Source organism: Microbispora rosea, from assembly GCF_044460045.1.
Lineage (GTDB): Bacteria > Actinomycetota > Actinomycetes > Streptosporangiales > Streptosporangiaceae > Microbispora > Microbispora rosea.
Genome location: NZ_JBITJO010000005.1, coordinates 546,844 through 565,758 on the forward strand (window position 1 = coordinate 546,844; position 18,915 = coordinate 565,758).

General features: G+C 73.2%; 21 protein-coding genes. 9 read left to right on the forward strand and 12 right to left on the reverse strand.

The genetic code is table 11. From position 1 onward, the window contains the following. Window positions 1–78: 78 nt before the first annotated feature. Window positions 79–726, forward strand: coding sequence for a protein-L-isoaspartate(D-aspartate) O-methyltransferase (locus ACIBK1_RS24470; protein WP_231514153.1), 648 nt, complete (start codon window positions 79–81; stop codon window positions 724–726). Here the strand turns inward: ACIBK1_RS24470 and ACIBK1_RS24475 are convergent. After that, a complete protein-coding gene (locus ACIBK1_RS24475) occupies window positions 714–2,333 on the reverse strand; it encodes a fatty acyl-CoA synthetase (RefSeq protein ID WP_449566889.1) in 1,620 nt (539 codons plus the stop codon). The genes ACIBK1_RS24470 and ACIBK1_RS24475 overlap by 13 nt on opposite strands. 107 nt (window positions 2,334–2,440) lie before the next feature. On the opposite strand from ACIBK1_RS24475, the gene ACIBK1_RS24480 reads away from it, so the two are divergent. Next, on the forward strand, window positions 2,441–3,235 hold the full coding sequence (locus ACIBK1_RS24480) for an inositol monophosphatase family protein (protein WP_030511773.1): 795 nt from the start codon (window positions 2,441–2,443) through the stop codon (window positions 3,233–3,235). A gap of 34 nt (window positions 3,236–3,269) precedes the next feature. Here the strand turns inward: ACIBK1_RS24480 and ACIBK1_RS24485 are convergent, their stop codons facing one another. Both ACIBK1_RS24485 and ACIBK1_RS24490 read right to left on the reverse strand, forming a co-directional pair. Continuing rightward, window positions 3,270–3,413 carry a hypothetical protein gene (locus ACIBK1_RS24485; protein ID WP_167769261.1) on the reverse strand — a complete coding sequence of 48 codons (144 nt, stop codon included), beginning with the start codon at window positions 3,411–3,413 and terminating at the stop codon, window positions 3,270–3,272. 102 nt (window positions 3,414–3,515) lie between these two features. After that, window positions 3,516–4,388, reverse strand: coding sequence for a LysR family transcriptional regulator (locus ACIBK1_RS24490; protein ID WP_030511774.1), 873 nt, complete (start codon window positions 4,386–4,388; stop codon window positions 3,516–3,518). A gap of 117 nt (window positions 4,389–4,505) precedes the next feature. Here ACIBK1_RS24490 and ACIBK1_RS24495 point away from each other — a divergent pair, with 117 nt between their 5' ends. After that, window positions 4,506–5,369 (forward strand): aldo/keto reductase, encoded by an 864-nt coding sequence (locus ACIBK1_RS24495; RefSeq protein ID WP_030511775.1) that lies wholly within the window; start codon window positions 4,506–4,508, stop codon window positions 5,367–5,369. A gap of 26 nt (window positions 5,370–5,395) precedes the next feature. On the opposite strand, the gene ACIBK1_RS24500 is transcribed toward ACIBK1_RS24495, so the two are convergent. Together ACIBK1_RS24500 and ACIBK1_RS24505 are read right to left on the reverse strand one after the other, a co-directional pair. Continuing rightward, on the reverse strand, window positions 5,396–6,238 hold the full coding sequence (locus tag ACIBK1_RS24500) for a hypothetical protein (RefSeq protein WP_396737907.1): 843 nt from the start codon (window positions 6,236–6,238) through the stop codon (window positions 5,396–5,398). 113 nt (window positions 6,239–6,351) lie between these two features. Next, on the reverse strand, window positions 6,352–6,729 hold the full coding sequence (locus ACIBK1_RS24505; protein WP_396737910.1) for a VOC family protein: 378 nt from the start codon (window positions 6,727–6,729) through the stop codon (window positions 6,352–6,354). Window positions 6,730–6,843: 114 nt separating this feature from the next. On the opposite strand from ACIBK1_RS24505, the gene ACIBK1_RS24510 reads away from it, so the two are divergent. Then, window positions 6,844–7,668, forward strand: a complete 825-nt coding sequence (locus ACIBK1_RS24510; protein ID WP_363403643.1) for an SAM-dependent methyltransferase — start codon at window positions 6,844–6,846, stop codon at window positions 7,666–7,668. Window positions 7,669–7,698: 30 nt separating this feature from the next. Here the strand turns inward: ACIBK1_RS24510 and ACIBK1_RS24515 are convergent, their stop codons facing one another. The 7 genes from ACIBK1_RS24515 to ACIBK1_RS24545 all read right to left on the reverse strand — a co-directional run bounded on the left by ACIBK1_RS24515 (window position 7,699) and on the right by ACIBK1_RS24545 (window position 14,406). Beyond that, window positions 7,699–8,502 carry an ABC transporter permease gene (locus ACIBK1_RS24515; protein WP_396737913.1) on the reverse strand — a complete coding sequence of 268 codons (804 nt, stop codon included), beginning with the start codon at window positions 8,500–8,502 and terminating at the stop codon, window positions 7,699–7,701. Then, window positions 8,499–9,473, reverse strand: coding sequence for an ATP-binding cassette domain-containing protein (locus ACIBK1_RS24520; protein WP_357323653.1), 975 nt, complete (start codon window positions 9,471–9,473; stop codon window positions 8,499–8,501). The genes ACIBK1_RS24515 and ACIBK1_RS24520 overlap by 4 nt, the downstream gene beginning before the upstream one ends. Window positions 9,474–9,501: 28 nt before the next feature. Further along, window positions 9,502–10,347 carry a DUF4097 family beta strand repeat-containing protein gene (locus ACIBK1_RS24525; RefSeq protein WP_396737916.1) on the reverse strand — a complete coding sequence of 282 codons (846 nt, stop codon included), beginning with the start codon at window positions 10,345–10,347 and terminating at the stop codon, window positions 9,502–9,504. Window positions 10,348–10,433: 86 nt separating this feature from the next. Then, window positions 10,434–10,991: a toxin-antitoxin system HicB family antitoxin gene (locus tag ACIBK1_RS24530; RefSeq protein ID WP_030511782.1), complete on the reverse strand. Its 558-nt coding sequence runs from the start codon at window positions 10,989–10,991 to the stop codon at window positions 10,434–10,436. Window positions 10,992–11,167: 176 nt separating this feature from the next. Beyond that, window positions 11,168–11,782, reverse strand: a complete 615-nt coding sequence (locus ACIBK1_RS24535) for a TetR/AcrR family transcriptional regulator (RefSeq protein ID WP_030511783.1) — start codon at window positions 11,780–11,782, stop codon at window positions 11,168–11,170. Window positions 11,783–11,799: 17 nt separating this feature from the next. Next, entirely contained in the window at window positions 11,800–13,416 is a 1,617-nt protein-coding gene (locus ACIBK1_RS24540; RefSeq protein WP_051762626.1) for an MFS transporter, read from the reverse strand. 36 nt (window positions 13,417–13,452) lie between these two features. Further along, a complete protein-coding gene (locus ACIBK1_RS24545; RefSeq protein ID WP_396737921.1) occupies window positions 13,453–14,406 on the reverse strand; it encodes a DNA polymerase domain-containing protein in 954 nt (317 codons plus the stop codon). 132 nt (window positions 14,407–14,538) lie between these two features. Between ACIBK1_RS24545 and ACIBK1_RS24550 the strand changes: the two genes are divergently transcribed. From ACIBK1_RS24550 to ACIBK1_RS24570, 5 genes are all read left to right on the forward strand, one after another. Further along, window positions 14,539–15,351: a methyltransferase domain-containing protein gene (locus ACIBK1_RS24550; RefSeq protein ID WP_030511786.1), complete on the forward strand. Its 813-nt coding sequence runs from the start codon at window positions 14,539–14,541 to the stop codon at window positions 15,349–15,351. 105 nt (window positions 15,352–15,456) lie between these two features. After that, window positions 15,457–16,404: a ribose-phosphate diphosphokinase gene (locus tag ACIBK1_RS24555; protein WP_030511787.1), complete on the forward strand. Its 948-nt coding sequence runs from the start codon at window positions 15,457–15,459 to the stop codon at window positions 16,402–16,404. Window positions 16,405–16,447: 43 nt separating this feature from the next. After that, window positions 16,448–17,161 (forward strand): hypothetical protein, encoded by a 714-nt coding sequence (locus tag ACIBK1_RS24560; protein WP_051762627.1) that lies wholly within the window; start codon window positions 16,448–16,450, stop codon window positions 17,159–17,161. 1 nt (window position 17,162) lies between these two features. Next, window positions 17,163–18,287 (forward strand): CapA family protein, encoded by a 1,125-nt coding sequence (locus ACIBK1_RS24565; RefSeq protein ID WP_396737926.1) that lies wholly within the window; start codon window positions 17,163–17,165, stop codon window positions 18,285–18,287. 12 nt (window positions 18,288–18,299) lie between these two features. Beyond that, the gene (locus ACIBK1_RS24570) at window positions 18,300–18,905 is read left to right on the forward strand and encodes a CBS domain-containing protein (RefSeq protein ID WP_076435213.1); all 606 of its coding nucleotides are present in this window, start codon (window positions 18,300–18,302) and stop codon (window positions 18,903–18,905) included. The last annotated feature ends 10 nt before the right edge of the window (window positions 18,906–18,915 follow it).

An 18,915-nucleotide genomic window follows, 5' to 3' on the forward strand; every position in this document is an offset into this window, starting at 1 on the left:
CCGGCGCGGCTGCGGGGGCATCACCGGGGATGAGCGGGCCGCGGGGGACGGCGCCGCTCACCGCCGAACGTGAGCGTGGTGGACGTGACCGCAGCCGCCTGTCCCGAAGACCTCGTCCGGGCCGTCCGGGCGGTGGGCGTGCGCGACGAGCGCCTGCTCCGGGCCGTGCGCTCGACCCCGAGGGCCGGTTTCGTCCCCGCCGAACACGTCGCCCACGCGTACGAGGACGTGCCGATCCCCATCGCGCACGGGCAGGTGACCACCCAGCCGTCGCTGTCGGCCACGATGATCGAGGGACTCGGCCTGACCGGCCGGGAGCACGTGCTGGAGGTCGGCAGCGGTCTCGGCTACCAGACCGCGCTGCTCGCCCGTATGGCCGCCGACGTGGTCAGCGTCGAGCTGTGGCCCGACCTGGTGCGCGGGGCGCGCCGCAATCTCGCCCGGCAGGGCATCCGCAACGTGGAGGTGCTCGTCGGCGACGGCGGCCGGGGGGTGCCCGAGCAGGCCCCCTACGACGCCGTCATCGTCTCGGCCGCCTTTCCCACGGTCCCCGCGCCGCTGGTGGAGCAGTTGCGGCTCGGCGGACGCCTGGTGCAGCCCATCGGCACGGGCGGCCGGGAGGAGGTCGTGCTGTTCGAGCGCACGGTCATCGGCCTCGAACCGCGCCAGGTTCTCATGCTGGCCCGCTTCGTCCGCCTCCACGGCCGCTACGGCTACCCCTCCTGACCGCCCGGAAGCCGCGCGCCGGGGATGCGGCCGGCCAGGGCGGCGTGGCGGTCCCTGAGCTCGCGCTTGAGGATCTTGCCGCTGGGGTTCTTCGGCAGCGCGTCCACGAACGCGACGGCCTTGGGCACCTTGAACGCGGCCAGCCGCGCCCGCACGTGGGCCCGCAGCTCCTCCTCGGTGACGGTCGTGCCCGGCCTGGTCACCACGATCGCGACGACCGCCTCGATCCAGCTCGGGTGGCGGACCCCGACGACGGCCACCTCCGCGACCGCCGGATGCTCGTAGACGACCTCCTCGACCTCGCGGCTGGCGACGTTCTCCCCGCCGGTCTTGATCATGTCCTTGATCCGGTCGACGACCGTGAGGTAGCCCTCCTCGTCCATCACCCCGAGGTCGCCCGAGTGGAACCAGCCGCCGCGGAAGGCCTCGGCGGTCTTCCCGGGGTCGTCCAGGTAGCCGAGGATCGCGTGCGGGCTGCGGTGCACGATCTCTCCGATCTCCCCGGGAGGGACGTCGTTCCCGTCGGCGTCCACGACCCGCGTCTCGACGTTCAGCGCGGCCTGGCCGGCCGAGCCCGCCTTGCGGATCTGGTCCTCCGGCTGGAGCATCACCGCGACCGGCGCCATCTCGGTCTGGCCGTAGAAGTTCCACAGGCGCACGTCCGGCAGCCGCTCGCCGATCTCCCGCAGCACCTCGACCGGCATGATCGCCGCACCGTAGTAGCCCTTGCGTAGTGAGGACAGATCGCGCCGGCCGAAGTCCGGGTGGCGCAGCAGCGAGATCCACACCGTGGGCGGCGCGAAGAACTTGGTCACGCGGTGGCGCTCGATCGCCTCCAGCACGGCGGCCGGGTCGGCCCCGGGAAGGATGTGGCTGGAGGCGCCGAGCTGGATGTCCGGCACCAGGAAGCAGTGCTGCTGGGCGCAGTGGAACAGCGGCATCGCGTGCAGCTCGACGTCGTCGCGGGTCATGCCGCCGTCGATGACGCAGCTCGCGTACTGGGCGATCAGCGCGGCGTGTGACAGCACGGCCCCCTTCGGGCGCGACTCCGTGCCCGAGGTGTAGAGGATCTGCGCGGGGTCGTCGGGCCCGATCGGCACGACCGGCTCGGCCGCGTCCTCCACCAGCAACGCGTCGAACGGCTCCCAGCCCTCCTCGGGCGCCGTGCCGTACACCATGCGCAGCCGCAGCCCGTCGGCCTGCTTGGCCGCGTCCCGCGCCACCGGCAGCAGCGCGTCCTGCGCGATGAGCGCGACCGCGCCGGAGTGGGACAGGACATAGGCGATCTCGTCGGCGCCGAGCATGAAGTTGACCGGCACGAGGACGGCCCCGGCGCGGGCCACGCCGAAGACGGTCCGCACGTAGTCCACGCTGTTGCGCGACAGCACGGCCACGCGGTCCCCGGGACGCACGCCCCGGGCGGTCAGCGCGCCCGCCACCCGCGTCACGTCCTCGTCGAGCTCCGCGTAGGTGCGAACCTGCGCGGCGTCCGCGACGGCCAGCCGGGCGGGATGCCGCCGGGCGGAGCGCCGGAGCAGGTCCGCGAGCGACTGGCGGCGGGCGAGGGCGACATCCGGCGAGGCGGGGGACATGAGCGGCTCCAGCACCTGAACAGAGGAAACTTCTGGATCAGACTAGTGAGAACCGATCGCCTTGGGGAGAGGGCCGCACCGCGCCTCACGAAGCCGCCGGGGGTCGTGGTAGTCCTGTCCTCGTGCCGATCACAGACGAGGAACTGGCCCTGACGGCGGCGCAGGCCGGAGCAGCCGTCGTGCGCGCCATGTGGGGGACATCGCTGACGCGCGTGGCCAAGTCCCCGGACGACTTCGCCACGGCCGCCGACATCGAAGCGGAGAAGGCCATCCTCGACGTCATCCGCACGGCTCGTCCGGACGACGCCGTGACGGGCGAGGAGAGTGGCCGCACCGGGCGGGACGACGCGGAGCGCATGTGGCTGGTCGATCCCCTGTGCGGCACGCTGAACTACGCCGCGCGCACCATGCTCGTCGCGGTGAACGTGGCCCTGCGCGCGGGCTCCGCCGTCACGGCGGCGGCCTGCGCCGACCCCTTCGCCGGTGAGGCGTTCTGGACGGACGGCGCTCACGCGTACGTCCGCCGCGAGGCCGGGGACGAGCGGCTCAGGCCGTCGGCCGAGTCGCGACTGGTGGACGTCAACCTCGATCCGCCGTTCCCGAACGCGCCCGCCTTCCGGGCCACCGGGCTCCTCGCCGACCCGGGTTTCGCCGAGCGCTTCCGCCCGCGGGTCGTCTCCACCACCCTGGCGGTGGCGTGGGTCGCCGCCGGCCGGCGCGCCGCGTACGTCACCGACGGCCACCTGCGTGACAGCGTGCACTTCGCGAGCGGGATCGCACTGTGCCAGGCCGCCGGTTGCGTGGTGACCGGCATCCACGGGGAGCCGCTGCACACCGGCGCGGGCGGGCTCGTCGTGGCGGCCGACCGGGAGACGCACCGCGCGCTGCTGGAGATCATCGCCCGCGGCGACCGGTGAGGTCGGGCGGCCGCCGGCGGAGCGGCCGCGGTGGTCAGATGCTCTCGGGCTCGCCCTCGTCCACCTGGTAGGTCGTCTCCCAGGAGGCGCCGCAGTGGCAACTGCTCCGCTCCAGCAGCTGGCCGTCCTCGGTGACGGCGTAACCGTCGTTGAGTCGGACGTGGACGTGCACGCTCATGGGAGTCGCCTTCGTGGTCGTCGGCTGTTCGGGGCCCTGGGGCCGAACCCCGAAGGCTTATGACGTGTTATATACCAATTTGGGTGATTTTTGACTAGAAAGTCAATGTGAGGCGTGGTGGATTTTGTCAAGCAGCGCCGCCGCCGCGGCGCCGCCGGGCGCTCCGCTCACCGCCACGGTCTCCCACATCGGAACGGGGTCGGCGAGTTCCAGGAAGCGCACGCGAGCGGTCTTCGCGGAGAACGACCGGGGGACCAGGGCGACGCCGAGGCCGTTCCCCACGAGATCGAGCAGGGAGTGGACGTCGGTGACCTCCAGGGCCACATGGCGGTCGACGCCGGCGGCGGCGAGCGCCTCGTCGGCCCGCGTCCGGGTGCCCCAGTCGGGCGGGAAGTCCACGAACCGCTCGCCCCGCAGCGCCTTCAGCCCCACCTTCCCGGGCGTGGCCAGCGGGTGCCCCGGCGCGCAGGCCAGGACGAGCGGCTCGGCCGCGAGGGGGGTCACCACGACGTCGTCGGGCTCGTGCGCCGGACGGGACACCAGGGCGAGGTCGAGGCGGCCCTCGCGCACCTGCTCGATCAGCTCGCCCGAGCCGCCGTGGCGCAGCCGGATGTCGAGGCCGGGATGGGACTCCACGAACCCGGCGAGCACGGCCGGCAGGTTGACCGCGTGCAGGCACTGCAGCGAGCCGATGGACAGCGATCCGCGCAGCAGGCCCTGGACGGCGGCCACGGCGTCACGGGCCGCGTCGCTCGCGGCGAGTGCCCGCCTGGCCTCCACCAGCAGCGCCCGGCCCTCGGGTGTGAGCCGCACCTGCCGGGTGTTGCGCCGGAACAGGTCGGCGCCCAGCTCCCGTTCGAGCGCCCGGATGGAGGCCGACAGGCCGGACTGCGCGATGCGCAGACGATCGGCCGCTCGTGTGAAATGGCTCTCCTCGGCGACCGCCACGAAGTACCTGAGCTGCCGCAACTCCACCGCTTATCACCCACGCTGCTCAATGCGATCGGAATCTTCTGTTGGACGGCTTAATGCCGAATCCGCAGGATAGGACACAGAACTCTGATCTGTGTCACTTCGAAGGGGGATCTTCTTATGCGGACTCGCCGCATCGGCGACGTGCAGGTCGGCGCGATCGGTCTCGGGGGCATGCCGATGTCCATCGAGGGGCGGCCCGACGAGCAGCGCTCTATCGCGACCATCCACGCGGCCCTGGACGCCGGGGTGACGCTCATCGACACCGCCGACGCCTACCACCTCCACGCGAACGAGGTGGGCCACAACGAGACGCTGATCGCCAAGGCGCTGGCGAGCTACGACGGCGACACCTCGGACGTGCTGGTCGCCACCAAGGGCGGCCACCTGCGTCCGGGTGACGGCTCGTGGACGCTCAACGGCTCGCCGGACTACATCAAGCAGGCGTGCGACGCCTCGCTCAAGCGGCTGGGCGTCGACGCGATCGGCCTCTACCAGTTCCACCGGCCCGACCCGCGGGTGCCGTACGCGGACTCGGTCGGGGCGATCCGCGACCTGCTGGACGCGGGCAAGATCCGCTATGCCGGCATCTCGAACGCGAACCCCGAGCAGATCCGCCAGGCCAACGACATCCTCGGCGGCCGTCTGGTCAGCGTGCAGAACCAGTTCTCCCCGTCCTTCCGCTCCAGCGAGCCGGAGCTGGAGCTGTGCGCGGAGATGGGCATCGCGTTCCTGCCCTGGAGCCCGCTCGGCGGCATCTCCCAGGCGGGCGAGCTGGGCTCGCGCTTCGCGCCGTTCGCGGAGGTGGCGCGGGCCCACAACGTGAGCCCGCAGCAGGTGTGCCTGGCCTGGATGCTGGCCAAGGCGCCGGTGGTGATCCCGATCCCCGGCTCGTCGCGGCCGGAGACGATCCTCGACTCGGTGAAGGCGGTGGACCTGGAGCTGTCGCCCGAGGAGCTGGGCCGGCTCGACGCGGCGGGCTGAGGATCGGCGCGCCCGTCCGGATCAGCTCACTCGTCCGCCCACTGACGGTGCCGGGCCGCCGCGGCCAGCGCGGCGGCCCGCGCCGTCTCGGTCGGCGTGAACGGCAGGTCCGGCCGCCGCGCCACCAGCACGCCGCCGCCGGGCACGGGGATGATCATCACGGTCGGCCCTTCCCCGGGAGCGGGCTCGCCCGGGCCCGGCCTGCCGATGTCCGCCGTGCGCAGCAACTCGGTCATGGCCGCGACCAGCTCGCCCGGGTCGTCGCGTACGCGCCGGCCCAGCAGCAGGGCCTGGATGCCGGGGTCGATGAGGTCCCTGACCTGGGCGGGAACGATGACGGCGTCCGCCCCGCCGGCCCGGTCGACCGCGCGCCACAGGTCGAGGGGCGTCAGGGAGGCCGGGGCCTCGACGATGAACTCGTCCAGGGCGTCGCCGCCTTCCGGCAGCGTCGACGCGCTCCCGGCGGGCGCGATCTGCAGGGCGAGGATGTTGCAGTGCTGCCGCGCGAACGCCCCGGCGAGCGCGGCGAGGCGGCCGGGGCGCTCGGCGACCCTGGCGCGCACCCGCCACAGGCTCGTGGGCTGCTCCGCCCTGACCCGTAGGCGTGGCCGTACGGCTCCCGGCGCCGACAGCCGCCGGTGCACGGCCGAGCCGAGGATCAGCGCCAGGCCGAGGCCGACGAGGACCACCGGGCCGGGGTCCCGGTGGCCGAGCAGGGTGGTCAGCACGTGGGCGAGGCCGACGGCGAGGAAGAGCGCGGCAAGCTCCGCGACCTCCCGCCGCCAGGATCGCCGGTGATGCGGGTGCCGGGGATGCGGGCCGGGAGACGCGTGACCGCCCCCGTCGGCGGCATTTCTCGGTTCGCTCATACCTCGGAAGTCTGACCAGGCGTTGTTACGCGGTCACCGTCTGTGGAGTGTCGCCCGCATTAATCCGCTTTCACACGCCCGCCGTCCTCGCCGCCAGATCATCAGGGCGCCGGTCAGCCCGTCCTGATCCACAGGCAGAACGGGTGTCCCGCCGGATCGAGGTAGACCCGCACGTCGTCCTGCGGCTGGTGGCCGGCGAGGGTCGCGCCCGCTTCGACGGCGTGGGCCCCGGCCGTGCCGAGGTCGTCCACCTCGATGTCCAGATGGAGCATCATCTGCTGCTCCCCGGACGCCGCGGGCCACACGGGCCGCTCGTACCGCTTCTCGGTCTGGAACGACAGGCCGGTCCCGCCGCCGGGCGGGTGCAGCGTCACCCATCCGGGCTCGTCGTCGCCGATCGGCCAGCCCAGCAGCCGCTGGTAGAAGAGCGCCAGCTCGCGTGCGTCGGGTGCGTCGAGCACCGCCGCCGTCAGGGTCATGCGTGGTGTCATGCGTCCTCCTGAGGTCGTCACCAGGGCGCTGCCCTGTTGCCCGCGGGTGAATCTCGGGGGATGATCTTCGTCGTACGGCATCGTGGGAGCGATCCCACCGAGGAGGGGCGACGTATGGACGACTTCGGATACGCACCGGCGGGCATCGATCCCGCCGTCCCCAGCGTCGCCCGGATGTACGACTACTACCTGGGCGGCAAGGACAACTTCCCGTCCGACCGCGAGGCCGCGGAGAAGATGCTCGCCATCGGCCGCCAGATGGGCAACGACGGGCGGGAGATCGCCCGGGAGAACCGCGGCTTCCTCGGCCGCGCCGTGCGGCACCTGGCCGAGTCGGGCGTCACCCAGTTCATCGACATCGGCGCCGGGCTGCCCACCCAGGAGAACGTCCACCAGGTCGCGCAGCGGCACGCCCCGGGCTCGCGCGTCGTGTACGTGGACAACGACCCGGTCGTCCTCGTCCACGCGCGGGCGCTGCTGGCCGACAACCCGGACACGATCGTCATGAGCGGCGACCTGCGCGACCCCGGCGCCATCTTCGACGACCCGGAGGTGCGGGCCCACATCGACTTCACCCGGCCGTTCGCCGTGCTCCTGGTCTCGGTGCTGCACTTCGTGACCGAGGACGAGACCGCCGCCCGCACTGTGGCGGAGATCCGGGAACGGCTGGTCCCGGGCGGCCACCTGGTGCTGTCGCACATCTACAAGGGCGACATCCAGGAGGAGGTCGTCGAGGCGAGCAAGCAGGTCTACTCGGCGACCTCGTCCGGCGGGCTTGCGGGCCGGTCCCTGGCGCGGATCGCGTCCTTTTTCGACGGGCTGGAGATCCTGGAGCCCGGCCTGGTCCCCGTGCAGGCGTGGCGGCCCGACGTTCCATGGGAGGTGCCGGCGGACCCGGGCGACTCCGGCATCCTGGGGGCCGTCGCCCGCAAGCCCTGACCGGGCCGCGCCCGTCGCCGGCGCGGGTGGTCAGGCGCTGACGGCCTTCTTGTAGAGGCGCGTCGCCAGCGGGATGAACACGACCAGGATGACGGCGATCCAGAGCAGCGACGCGGGAACGGCGTGCTGCAGGGGCCAGGCGTCCGGGGTCTTCATCGCGGCGCTGGTGTTGCCGAAGAGCTCACGCGCGGCCTGGGTGATGGTCGAGACGGGGTTCCACTCGGCGACGACGCGGAGCGGCGCAGGCAGATCGGAGCTGTCGAGGAAGGCGTTGGAGACGAACATCAGCGGAAAGGAGAGCGTGGTGGCGATGTTGTTGAAGCTCTCCGGGGTGCGCAGCGCCAGCGCGACGGTCGCGGTGAACCAGGAGAACGCGTAGGCGAACAGCAGCAGCAGCCCGAAGCCGAGGACGGCCTCGTGCGGCGGGGTGTGCACCCGCCAGCCGACGATCAGTCCCATCACCGCCATGACGACCAGGCTGGCGAGGTTCATCAGCAGGTCGCTGACGGTCTGGCCGATCAGCACCCCGGACGGGGCCATGGGCAGCGAGCGGAACCGGTCGAAGATCCCCTTCTGCAGGTCCAGGGTCAGTGTGTAGCCCGTGACCTGCGCGCTCACGAGCACGGCCTGGACGAAGATGCCGGGGAGCAGGAACTCCCGATAGGACATCCCCGGGACATCGATGACGCTGCCGAAGACGTAGGCGAACATCAGCACGAACACGATCGGAAACATGATCGCGGAGCCGAGCAGGTCGGGCGAGCGCCTGATCTTCCGGGTGTTGCGCCTGGCGATGGTCCAGCCGTCGGCGATGGGCATGGTGAGCGCGTTCATCGGGTGGCCTCCCGGGCCTGGGGGTCGGTGCCGGACGCCTGGTGCCCGGTCAGGGTGAGGTAGACGTCGTCGAGGGTGGGCCGCCGCAGGCCGGCGTCGCGCACCCGCACTCCGGCGTCGGCGAGCAGGCCGAGGACCTGGCGCAGCGACTCGGGACCGTCGGTGACCGCGACGGTGATCTGGAGCGATTCCGGCACGGTCCGCACGGCGCCGGCGGCGAACCGGGCGAGGGCCTGCCGGGCGGTCTCCAACTCGGCGGCGTCGGTCACGGTCAGCTCGATGCGGCTGCCGCCGACCTGGTCCTTGAGCTCGTCGGCGGTGCCGCGGGCGATGGCGCGGCCGTGGTCGACCACCATGATCTGGTCCGCGAGGTGGTCGGCCTCCTCCATGTACTGGGTGGTGAGCAGCAGCGTGCTGCCCGCCGCGACGAGCTCCGAGATGGTGTCCCACAACGCGGCACGGGCGCGGGGGTCCAGCCCCGTGGTGGGCTCGTCCAGGAACAGCACCGGCGGGTCGGCGACCAGGGCGCCGGCGAGGTCGACGCGGCGGCGCATGCCGCCGGAGTAGCCCTTCACCGGGCGGTCCGCCGCGTCGGTGAGGTCGAAGCGTTCGAGCAGCTCGCGGGCGCGGGCCTTGCTGCGCCTCGCGCCCAGGTGGTAGAGCCGCCCGATCATCTCCAGGTTCTCGGCGCCGGTCAGGTGCTCGTCGACGGCGGCGTACTGGCCGGACAGTCCGATGGACGAGCGCAGCCGCCGGGCGTCGCCGACGACGTCGTACCCGGCGACGGTGGCGCGGCCGCCGTCGGGACGCAGCAGGGTGGTCAGGACCCGCACCGTCGTGGTCTTGCCGGCGCCGTTCGGGCCGAGCAGGGCGAGCACCGTCCCTCGCGGGACGGTGAAGCTCAGCCCGTCGAGAGCGGTCACCTCGCCGTATCTCTTGACAAGTCCTTCGGCCGTGATCGCGTCGCTCATAGGGGGTCTCCTCAATCGTGTTCGGAGGTCAGGACCGGTGGATGTCGACGTCGCCCCAGTTGGTGTTCACGTGCACCTCGACGACCCTGTCGGTGGTCTCGGGGCCTTCCGCGGCGTCGAGGGTGTTGCGCACCACGCCGTTCTTGGAGTGCAGGTCCAGCCACGCGGCCGTGCCCGCGGTGATGCCGACGCCGACCTTGCCGTAGCCGGTCTCCAGGTGCATGGCGCCGCTCACCGCCGCGTGCACCCGGATCCCGCCGTGCGCGGTCCTGGCGGTGAGGCCTGCCTGCGCGCGGTCGACGACGATGTCACCGTGGGCGGTCTTCAGTTGCAGGTCACCGGCCGCTTCGCCGAGAGTGATGGCGCCGGTGGAGGTTCTCAGCGCGGCGGGGCCGTCGATGGTTCCGATCCGGATCGTCCCGGTGGAGGTGGTCACCTCTGCGGGGCCGATCACCCGGTCGACGGAGATGTCGCCGTACGACGCCTTGATCTCCAGGGGGCCGGTCTCCTCCAGGCGCAGGTCGCCGTACGAGCTCTGCAGGACGGTCTGGCCGAGCGGGCCGGTGGCGATGAGCTCCGCGGCGCCCTGGAGCTCGACGCGGGAGCCGGCGGGCAGTTCGACGGTCACCTCGATGGAGCCGCGCCAGGGCAGCAGGTATCGCAGGGCCTTGGGCTTGGGGTCCTTGACCAGCAGCCGTCCGGCGGAGAACTCGACGATGATCCGCTCGGCGGCCTGCGCGCTCGCCTCGCTGGACGGGGTGCTGGGGCGCACCTCCACCACGGTGTCGGCGCGGTCGCTCGCGTGGACGCGGACCTGGCCCATGTAGATCTGGATGTCGGCGATGATCGGCTCGGGGGTGTCGAAAGCAGGCATGGCGGAGCCCTCCTCACGGGTCCGGTGAAACATCCCGGCCTCGGGGCCGGGCGAAGAGTGGTGGCGGGTGACGAGGCCGGGCGCCGCTAGCGCACCCAGCCGGTGTAGCTGCGCCCGCTGCGGGGCTGCTGCGGCCGGTCGGCGTGACCACTTCCGGCGCCCGGCTCGAACGCGGCGGAGACGGCGCGGACCAGCCAGGCGTTGACCGAGATCGCCTGCCGGGCGGCCGCCTCCTCCACCCGCACCTTGAGGTGCTCGGGCAGCCGCAGGGTGACCCGCGCGGTGCCGCCCTCCTCGCCGGACGGCAGACCGGCGGGCGGGACGGCCTCCGGTGCTCCGGGCGGTGCTGCCGGCGGCGCGGGTTCCGTCCCGCCGGTCGTGCCCTCCGGCGACGTGCCCGGCTGCGGTGGCGTCACCACGAACGCCGGGTCGCCGCCGCGCAGCCGCACGTCGACCGAGCCCGGTGCGAGATCACGGGTGATCTCGTCCGCCGCCGCCGACAGCGCCTCCAGCAGGGTGAGCCTGGTCGCCGATTCGAGGGCGCTCGTGAGGCGTTCGGCAAGCGCGCGGGCGTCGGGCCCACCCGCCTCGGCGGCGACGGCGAGCTGACGGCGGAGGTTCTCGACGTATGGCATCAGATCCATGGCTCAACTATGACGCCACTCTGACGTCACGTCAATCGTGAATGACGTCATTGTGCATCCCGGTGATGTCATGGCAATGTCACGGCTCGGGTGACGGCGGCAGGAAACGGCGCGGGACGACGCCGCTCTGAGGCACCGGCTCGTCTACCGGCCCGGCTCGTGCGGGCGGGCGGGGATCAGCGCAAGGCGCGGGTGAGCACGTCGAGGGTGATCTCGATGATGTCGTCCGGGTCCGCGTCCGCCGCGGGCTCCGGGTCGTGTGCCGCCGCGTCGGGCATGAGGCGGCGGGCTCCCGCCCGCACCACGCCCCACGCCAGCTCGGCCCGCAGCGCCGGATGGTCGGCCCCGGCCTCGCGCAGCGCGTCGGCGAGCGGCGCGATCAGCTCCCCGTGCAGCTCGTCCACCCGGACCCGGCACTCGCCCGGCAGCCCGATCGCCTGCAGCGCCGGGATCAGCGCGTAGTCGGGGCTGCCGACGAAGTCGAGCGCGGCCCTGCCGTACGCGCGGATCCTGGCGGGGAGCGAGGCGTCCGGGCCGGCGGGGGCGATGGCGGCGCGCAGGCGGGCCGACCAGCGGGGAAAGGCGTCCTCCACGAGCTGCGCCAGGATGTCGGCGGTGGAGGAGAAGTAGCGGTAGACGCTGGAGCGGGCCAGGCCGATCCGGGCGCCGACGGCCGCCGGGGTGAGCCCGTGCACGCCCTCGGCGGCCAGGATCTCCCGCGCCGCCTCCAATAGGGCGGCGTGCTGGTTGGCCCGGTGGTCCGCGACGGTCGCCGCGCTGATCCTCGGCATTACCCCCTCCAGGGTCGCTACGTGTCCAGGTCGCGGCCTCCAGTATCCGGCCCGCCCGCCGCGACCCGCTCCGGCGACTCGTCCTTCGCGACGGGGGTGCGGGGGAGCAGGAGGGTGACGCCGACCCCGGCCAGCAGCGTCAGCGCCGTGATGAACGTGACCCTGCGGGTCGCCTCGGAGGCGGCGTCGACCGCCACCGCGCGGATCACGGGGTCGCGGAGCGCGGGGATGGCGGCGCCGGCGCTCTCCTCGACCGCGCGCGCCGCACTCGTGCGCACCTGCTCGGGCCGGTCGGCGAGCCCGCGCTCGACGGCCGAGCCGAGCCCCGACACCAGCACCCCGCCGAGGACGGCGACTCCCAGCGCCGCGCCGAGCTGGCGGACCGTGCTCTGGAGCGCGGACGCGCCGCCGGACAGCCGCGCGGGCACGTCGGCCATGAGGACGCCGGTGAGCTGTGCGGTGGCGAAGCCGATGCCCGCGCCGTAGAGGAGCAGCCACGGCACGGGCCGCCAGGCGCCCATGTCCGGAGACAGGGACAGGCCGATCCCGGCAGCCCCGACGGCCTCCATGGCGAGGCCGATCCGCACGATGGTCCGCGGCGACCACTTCTTCGACAGCGGGGGGACCAGCCCGCCCGCGAGAAAGGTGCCGAGGGCCAGCGCGGCGATGACGAGGCCGGCCCGGAAGGCGGTGTAGCCGAGCGCGGACTGCAGGAAGAGCGGCAGCACGAGGATCATGCCGAACTCGCCGAGCGCCACGATCACCGCCGCCATCGCGCCGTAGCGGAAACTCGGCAGCTCGAACAGCGTCAGGTCGACGAGCACGGGCAGGCCGGCGCGCTCGCGCCGCCGTTCGCGCACGACGAGGGCGACCAGCGCGAGGATGCCGATGCCGAAGGCGAACGGCACGGGGGAGACGCTCTCGAACCGCAGGCCGAACAGGTCCGCGGTCCGCCGCGGCTCGAACCAGCCGTACTTCTGGCCCTCGATCAGCGCGAAGACGACGCCGGTCGTGCCGAGCACGGCGAGGACGAGCCCGGCCAGGTCGCCGCCCGTCGCGTGGCCGTCCCGCGACTCGGGCACCCGCAACGATCCGAGCAGGAGCAGCGCGCCGATGGGCAGGTTGATCCAGAACGCGGCCCGCCAGCCGTGCTCGGTGACGAGCCAGCCCCCCGCCAGCGGACCGGCGGCGGCCATGCCGCCGATGATGGAGCCCCAGACCGCGAAGGCGATCACCCGCTGACGTCCCACGTAGACGCGGTTGATGATCGCGAGGGTCATCGGCACGGCCATCGCCGCCCCCACGCCCTGCACGGCTCGTACGCCGATGAGCATGGGCCCGTTCACCGACGTCGCCGCCAGCACGCTCGCCAGCAGGAAGACCGCGACCCCCAGGGCGAACAGGCGCCGCCTGCCGTACCGGTCGCCGGCCCGGCCGAACGGGATGAGCAGCGCGGCGAACATCAGCGAGTAGATCGAGTTGACCCACTCCACGTCGGTGGCGCCGAGGCCCAGGTCGGAGATGATCGCGGGCACCGCCACGTTCACGATCGTGGCGTCGATGACGACCATCGACACGCCCGTGGCGAGCACGACGAGGGGGACCCAGCTCTGGCGCGAGGTTGGCGACGACATGTCGCGAACTATAGCAACACGATGTCGCCAACTTGCTCACGAGGTGGCGCGGCGGGCGCGGGCGCGGCGCTTGCCCTCGTGCATGGCCTGGACGCGGGCGACCGGGATCGTGTGGCCCTCCTCGACCAGGTCGCGGGGGAGCCGCTGGGGTTCCGGCATGAGCGCGGCCCAGGGGTCGCCGTCCCGCAGCAGCTCCGGGGCCGTGTGGACGGTGAAGTCGCCGGGGGCGACCCGCTCCAGGTCGTCCCAGGCCACCGGGAACGACACGGGAACGCCGGGCCGTACGCGCGGGCTGTAGGCCGCCACCACGGTCGCCCCGCCCGACCGGGTCGAGTCGATGAAGACCCTGTCCCCGCGGTCCTCCCGGATGAACGCCGTCGTGGCGAGGGCGGGATCGAGGCGCTCGGCGCGCACGCCGAGGGCGCGGGTGGCCGCGGCGACGTCCACCGTGGTGTGCGCCTCCAGCGGCACGAACACGTGCAGGCCCTTGGCGCCGCTGGTCTTCACCGCGCCCGACAGACCGGCGTCGGCCAGCGCCCGGCCGATCAGGCGCGCGGCGGCGACGGCCTGCGGGAAGGCCTCGGCCGACGGCGGGTCGATGTCGAGGACGAGATGGGTGGGGCGGTCCCAGTCGCCGGCGTGGACGAGGGCGGGGTGATACTCCACCGCCCTCTGGTTGGCGAGCCACAGCAGGGTGCGCCGGTCGTCGCACAGGGCGTACGACACGCGCCGCTGCGACGACTCGGCCCAGACGGTGACCGTCCGCACGAAGTCCGGGGCGTAGGAGGGCACGTTCTTCTGCATGAACGGCGCCTGGCCCTGCCGCACCCGCACCACCGACAGCGGCCGCTCGCGCAGCACCGGGATGACGCGGTCGCGGACCGCGTCCAGGTAGTCGACCAGGTCGCGTTTGATCGCGCCCGCGCCGTCGAACAGCGGCTGGTCGAGGTTGGTCAGCGTGACTCCGTCGCGCACCTCATCGCTGGTCATCCGATCACCATGCCCCCGCTCGGGCCCGGGAATCAACCGCGGGCGACCACCTCACGCTCACGCCGCCGGTTCGCTGTCTCTTAATATGAGACATAATTGCTCAAATATCGAGACGTGTGGAAGGGTGTCCGCATGGCACAAGAAACGGCCGTGTACACCCACGGCTTTCACGAGTCCGTCCTGCGCTCCCACCGCTGGCGCACGGCCGCCAACTCCGCGGCGTACCTGCTGGGCGCGCTGAAGCCCCACATGCGGATCCTGGACGTCGGCTGCGGCCCCGGCACCATCACCGCGGACCTGGCCGAACTGGTGCCGCAGGGCGAGGTGATCGGCCTCGACACCGGGCCCGGCATCCTGGAGCAGGCCCGCCGCGAGGCGGAGGGGCGCGGACTGGGCAACGTGAGCTTCACGACCGGCGACGTTCACGCGCTCGGCTACCCCGACGCCTCCTTCTGCGTGGTGCACGCCCACCAGGTGCTGCAGCACGTCGGCGACCCGGTGGCCGCGCTGCGCGAGATGCGGCGGGTGACCAAGCCGCGCGGGATCGTCGCGGTGCGCGACTCCGACTACGCCGGCTTCGTCTGGTATCCGCAGATTCCGGCCCTGGACGACTGGCTGGACCTCTACCGCCGGGTGGCCCGGGCCAACGGCGGCGATCCCGACGCCGGGCGCCGCCTGCGCGCCTGGGCCAGGGAGGCCGGATTCACCGACATCACCTCGTCGTCGTCCACCTGGTGCTACGCCACCCCGGAGGAACGGGACTGGTGGGGCGGGCTGTGGGCCGACCGCACGGTCCAGTCCTCCTACGCGGACCGTGCGGTCGAGGGCGGCCACGCCACGCGGGACGACCTGCGGCGGATCGCCGACGGCTGGCGGGAGTGGGCCGCGAGCGAGGACGCCTGGTTCAGCGTCCTGCACGGCGAGATCCTCTGCCGTGTGACCTGAGCGGTGCACCCGGGGGGACGCCCCCGGACCCCCGGTCCGGCCGCGCCACGCTTGCCTCAGGCGTCTACGGGGGACGGTGCCAGTGGGTGCTTGAGGGGGGCGGCGATGAGGTTGCGGATCGTGGCAGGGACGGCCAACCGCCCGCTCGCCGTCGCCGTCGCGGCCGCGCTGGACCTGGAGCCGTCCGTCCCGGTGGTCGAGCGGTTCCCGGACGGCGAGTCGCGGCCGGTCGTCACCGGTGTCAGAGGCGCGGATGTCTATATGGTCCAGCCCACCGGGCCGTCCGTAGACGAGCACGTCATGGGGGCGCTGCTGCTCGCCGACGCCTGCCGGCGGGGCGGCGCGGCCCGGCTGACGGCGGTCGTGCCCTACGTGGGATACGCCCGGCAGGACCGGCGCCGCCGCGAAGGGGAGGCGATCGGGCTGCGGGTGGTGGTGGCCGCGCTCGCCTCGGCCGGGGTCGAGCGCCTGATCGCGGTCGACCCGCACACGGCCGCGCTGGAGGCGGTGTGTCCGATGCCGGTGGAGACGCTGACGGCCGTGCCCGCCCTCGCCCGCACCGCCGGGCGCGGCCTGCCGGAGGAGGCGGTGGTGGTCGCGCCCGACCTCGGCGCGATCAAGCTCGCCCGCCACTACGCCCGCCTGCTGGCGCGGCCCGTCGCGCTGGTGCGCAAGACGCGGCTGACCGGGGCGGACGTGCGGGCCGAGCAGGTCTTCGGCGACGTCACCGGCCGCCCCGCGCTGGTCGTCGACGACATGATCAGCACGGGCGCGACGATCGAGGCGGCCGTCGAGGCCCTGCTCGCACAGGGAGCGGTGCCGCCGTTCGCCGTCGCCGCGACGCACGGCCTGTTCGCCGGGGACGCGTGGGAGCGACTGCGCCGTGCGGAGATCCGGGGCCTGATCCGGGGCCTGGTCGTCACCGACACCCTGCCGCAGGACGAGACGGCCCTGCCGTCGCTGGAGGTGTGCCCGGTCGCCCCGCTGCTGGCCGAGGCGATCGGCCGCCTCCACCGGGACGAGGGTATGGACGACCTGCTGTCCGGCGCCTGACGCCGCCCGGTGGCGGCGGGCGGCCAGGGGGGAGTATGGAAGTGTGACGTCCAGGACGCGGAGCCGTACGGCGGCGGACAGGGACCCGGCCTGCCTGCCGGACCGCGCGCGCCGTCTCGTCGAGACCCTGGGCGGCCGGTTCTCCCGTGAAATGGGCATCGACGTCGACCGGGGGGACCGCGAGGTCGAGCGGTGGCTGCTCGCGGCGACGCTGTTCGGCGCGCGGATCTCCGCCGCGATCGCCGTACGGACCTACCGGGCGATGGCCGAGGCGGGGGTGCGCGGGATCTCCGACGTCGAAGGCCGCACGTGGGAGGAACTGGTCGAGATCCTCGACCGCGGCGGTTACGCCCGCTACGACTACCGCACGGCCACCCGGCTGCTCCGCCTCGCCGAGTCGGTGGGCGGCGAGGCCGGCGCGCTGCGCGGGGACGGCCTGGACGAGACCCGCGCCGCGCTCGGCGCGCTGCCGGGCTGGGGCCCGGTGACGGTCGCGCTGTTCCTGCGCGAACTGCGCGGCGTCTGGCCCGGGGTGGACCCGCCGCCGGACGACCGGGCACTGGAAGCCGGGCGGCACGCCGGGCTGTTCGGTGCGGGGCACCACCCCCTCGATCGGCTGCGGGAGATCGCCGGCGAGGCGGGGCTGGACGTGCGCGACCTCGAAGCCGCCCTCGTCCGCCTGTGGCTTGCCCACCACAGGGACTTCCCCCACTGTCCTGGCGGCGCCCGTTGTGCGGTACTCACCGAGGAGGGGTGAGATGCGGTCGGCGGCGGGGGACCCGGTGACGCTGTTCCTGTGCGGCGACGTCATGCTGGGCCGGGGCGTCGACCAGATCCTTCCGCACCCCGGCGATCCCGCGATCGAGGAGTCGTCCGTCCGGGACGCCCGCGCGTACGTCGAATTGGCGGAGGCGGCCAACGGCCCGATTCCGCGGCCGGGCGGTTACTCCTGGCCCTGGGGCGACGCCCTGGAGGTGCTGGACGAGGCCGCCCCCGACGTACGGGTGCTGAACCTGGAGACGAGTGTCACCCGCAGCCGCGACTTCGCGCCGGGCAAGCAGGTGCACTACCGGATGAACCCGGCCAACCTCCCCGCCCTGGCCGTGGCCCGGCCCGACGTGTGCGTGCTGGCCAACAACCACGTGCTCGACTTCGGCGTACGCGGGCTCGCCGAGACGCTGGACGCGCTGGCGGAGGCGGGGCTCGACCAGGCGGGTGCGGGACGGGACGAGGACGAGGCGCGACGGCCAGCGATCGTGGCCCTGCCGGGCGGCGGGCGGGTCCTGGTGTTCGCGGTCGCGATGCCGTCCAGCGGCGTCCCCGGCGGATGGGCGGCGGCCCGCGACCGGCCCGGGGTGGCCTTCCTCGCCGGGCCGTCCCGCGACGCCGCGGCGGAGACGGTCCATTGTGTCCGGCAGGCCAGACGGCCGGGGGACATCGTGGTCGTCTCCATCCATTGGGGTTCCAACTGGGGCTACGAGGTCGAGGACGACCAGGTCGAGTTCGCGCACGCGCTGGTCGAGGGCGGCGTCGACCTCGTCCACGGCCACTCCTCGCACCACCCCCGCCCGGCCGAGCTGTACCGGGACCGGCTGATCCTCTACGGCTGCGGCGACTTGATCGACGACTACGAGGGCATCGCCGGTTACGAGGAGTTCCGCGACGATCTGCGGCTGCTGTATTTCGCGACGGCCGAGGCGGCGTCGGGGCGGCTGCTGGAGCTGCGGATGGCGCCGATGCGGGCCGTGCGGATGCGGCTGCGGCACGCCTGCCCGGAGGACCGCGAGTGGCTGCGGGCGACGCTCGACGGCGTCTGCCGGGACTTCGGCACGCGGGTCCTGCCGGCGCCCGGCGGCACGCTCGCCCTCGCACCGGCCGCGTAGGAGGTGGTCACGATGCTGGTCCGAGAGATCATGACGACGCCGGTGGTGACAGTCCGGCGCACGGCGACGATCAAGCAGGCCGTCCGCCTGCTGTACGAGCAGGACATCACGGCCGCTCCGGTGGTGAACTCGGCCGGGCGGATGGTCGGGATCGTCAGCGAGATGGACCTGCTGCGCGGGGAGTTCGGGGCCAATCCCCGGGCCTTCCTGCGTCCCGAGGCCCTGCCCACCGGCAGGCCGCCCGCGCTCGTCGAGGAGGTCATGACGCCGCGCGTCGCCACCGTCGGGGACGGCGCCGACACCATGGACCTGGTCGAACTGATGATCACTACCGGGGTGAAGAGCGTCCCCGTCCTGCGCGACGACGAGCTCGTGGGGATCGTCAGCCGCCGCGACCTGATGGGCCTGCTGGCCCAGGGAGACGAGCGGATCCGCGAGGACGTGCTCGCGGCGCTGCGCGACTGCGCCGACACCGCGTCGTTCGGCGCGGCCGTGCGGGACGGCGTCGTCGAGCTGTACGGCCCGGGCGACGAGCGGTCGGCCCGCATCGCCGAGTTGGTCGCCAGGACCGTCCCCGGAGTGGCCGACGTCGTCTTCCCCGAGGGCCTCGTCAGCTAGGTCACCGGGT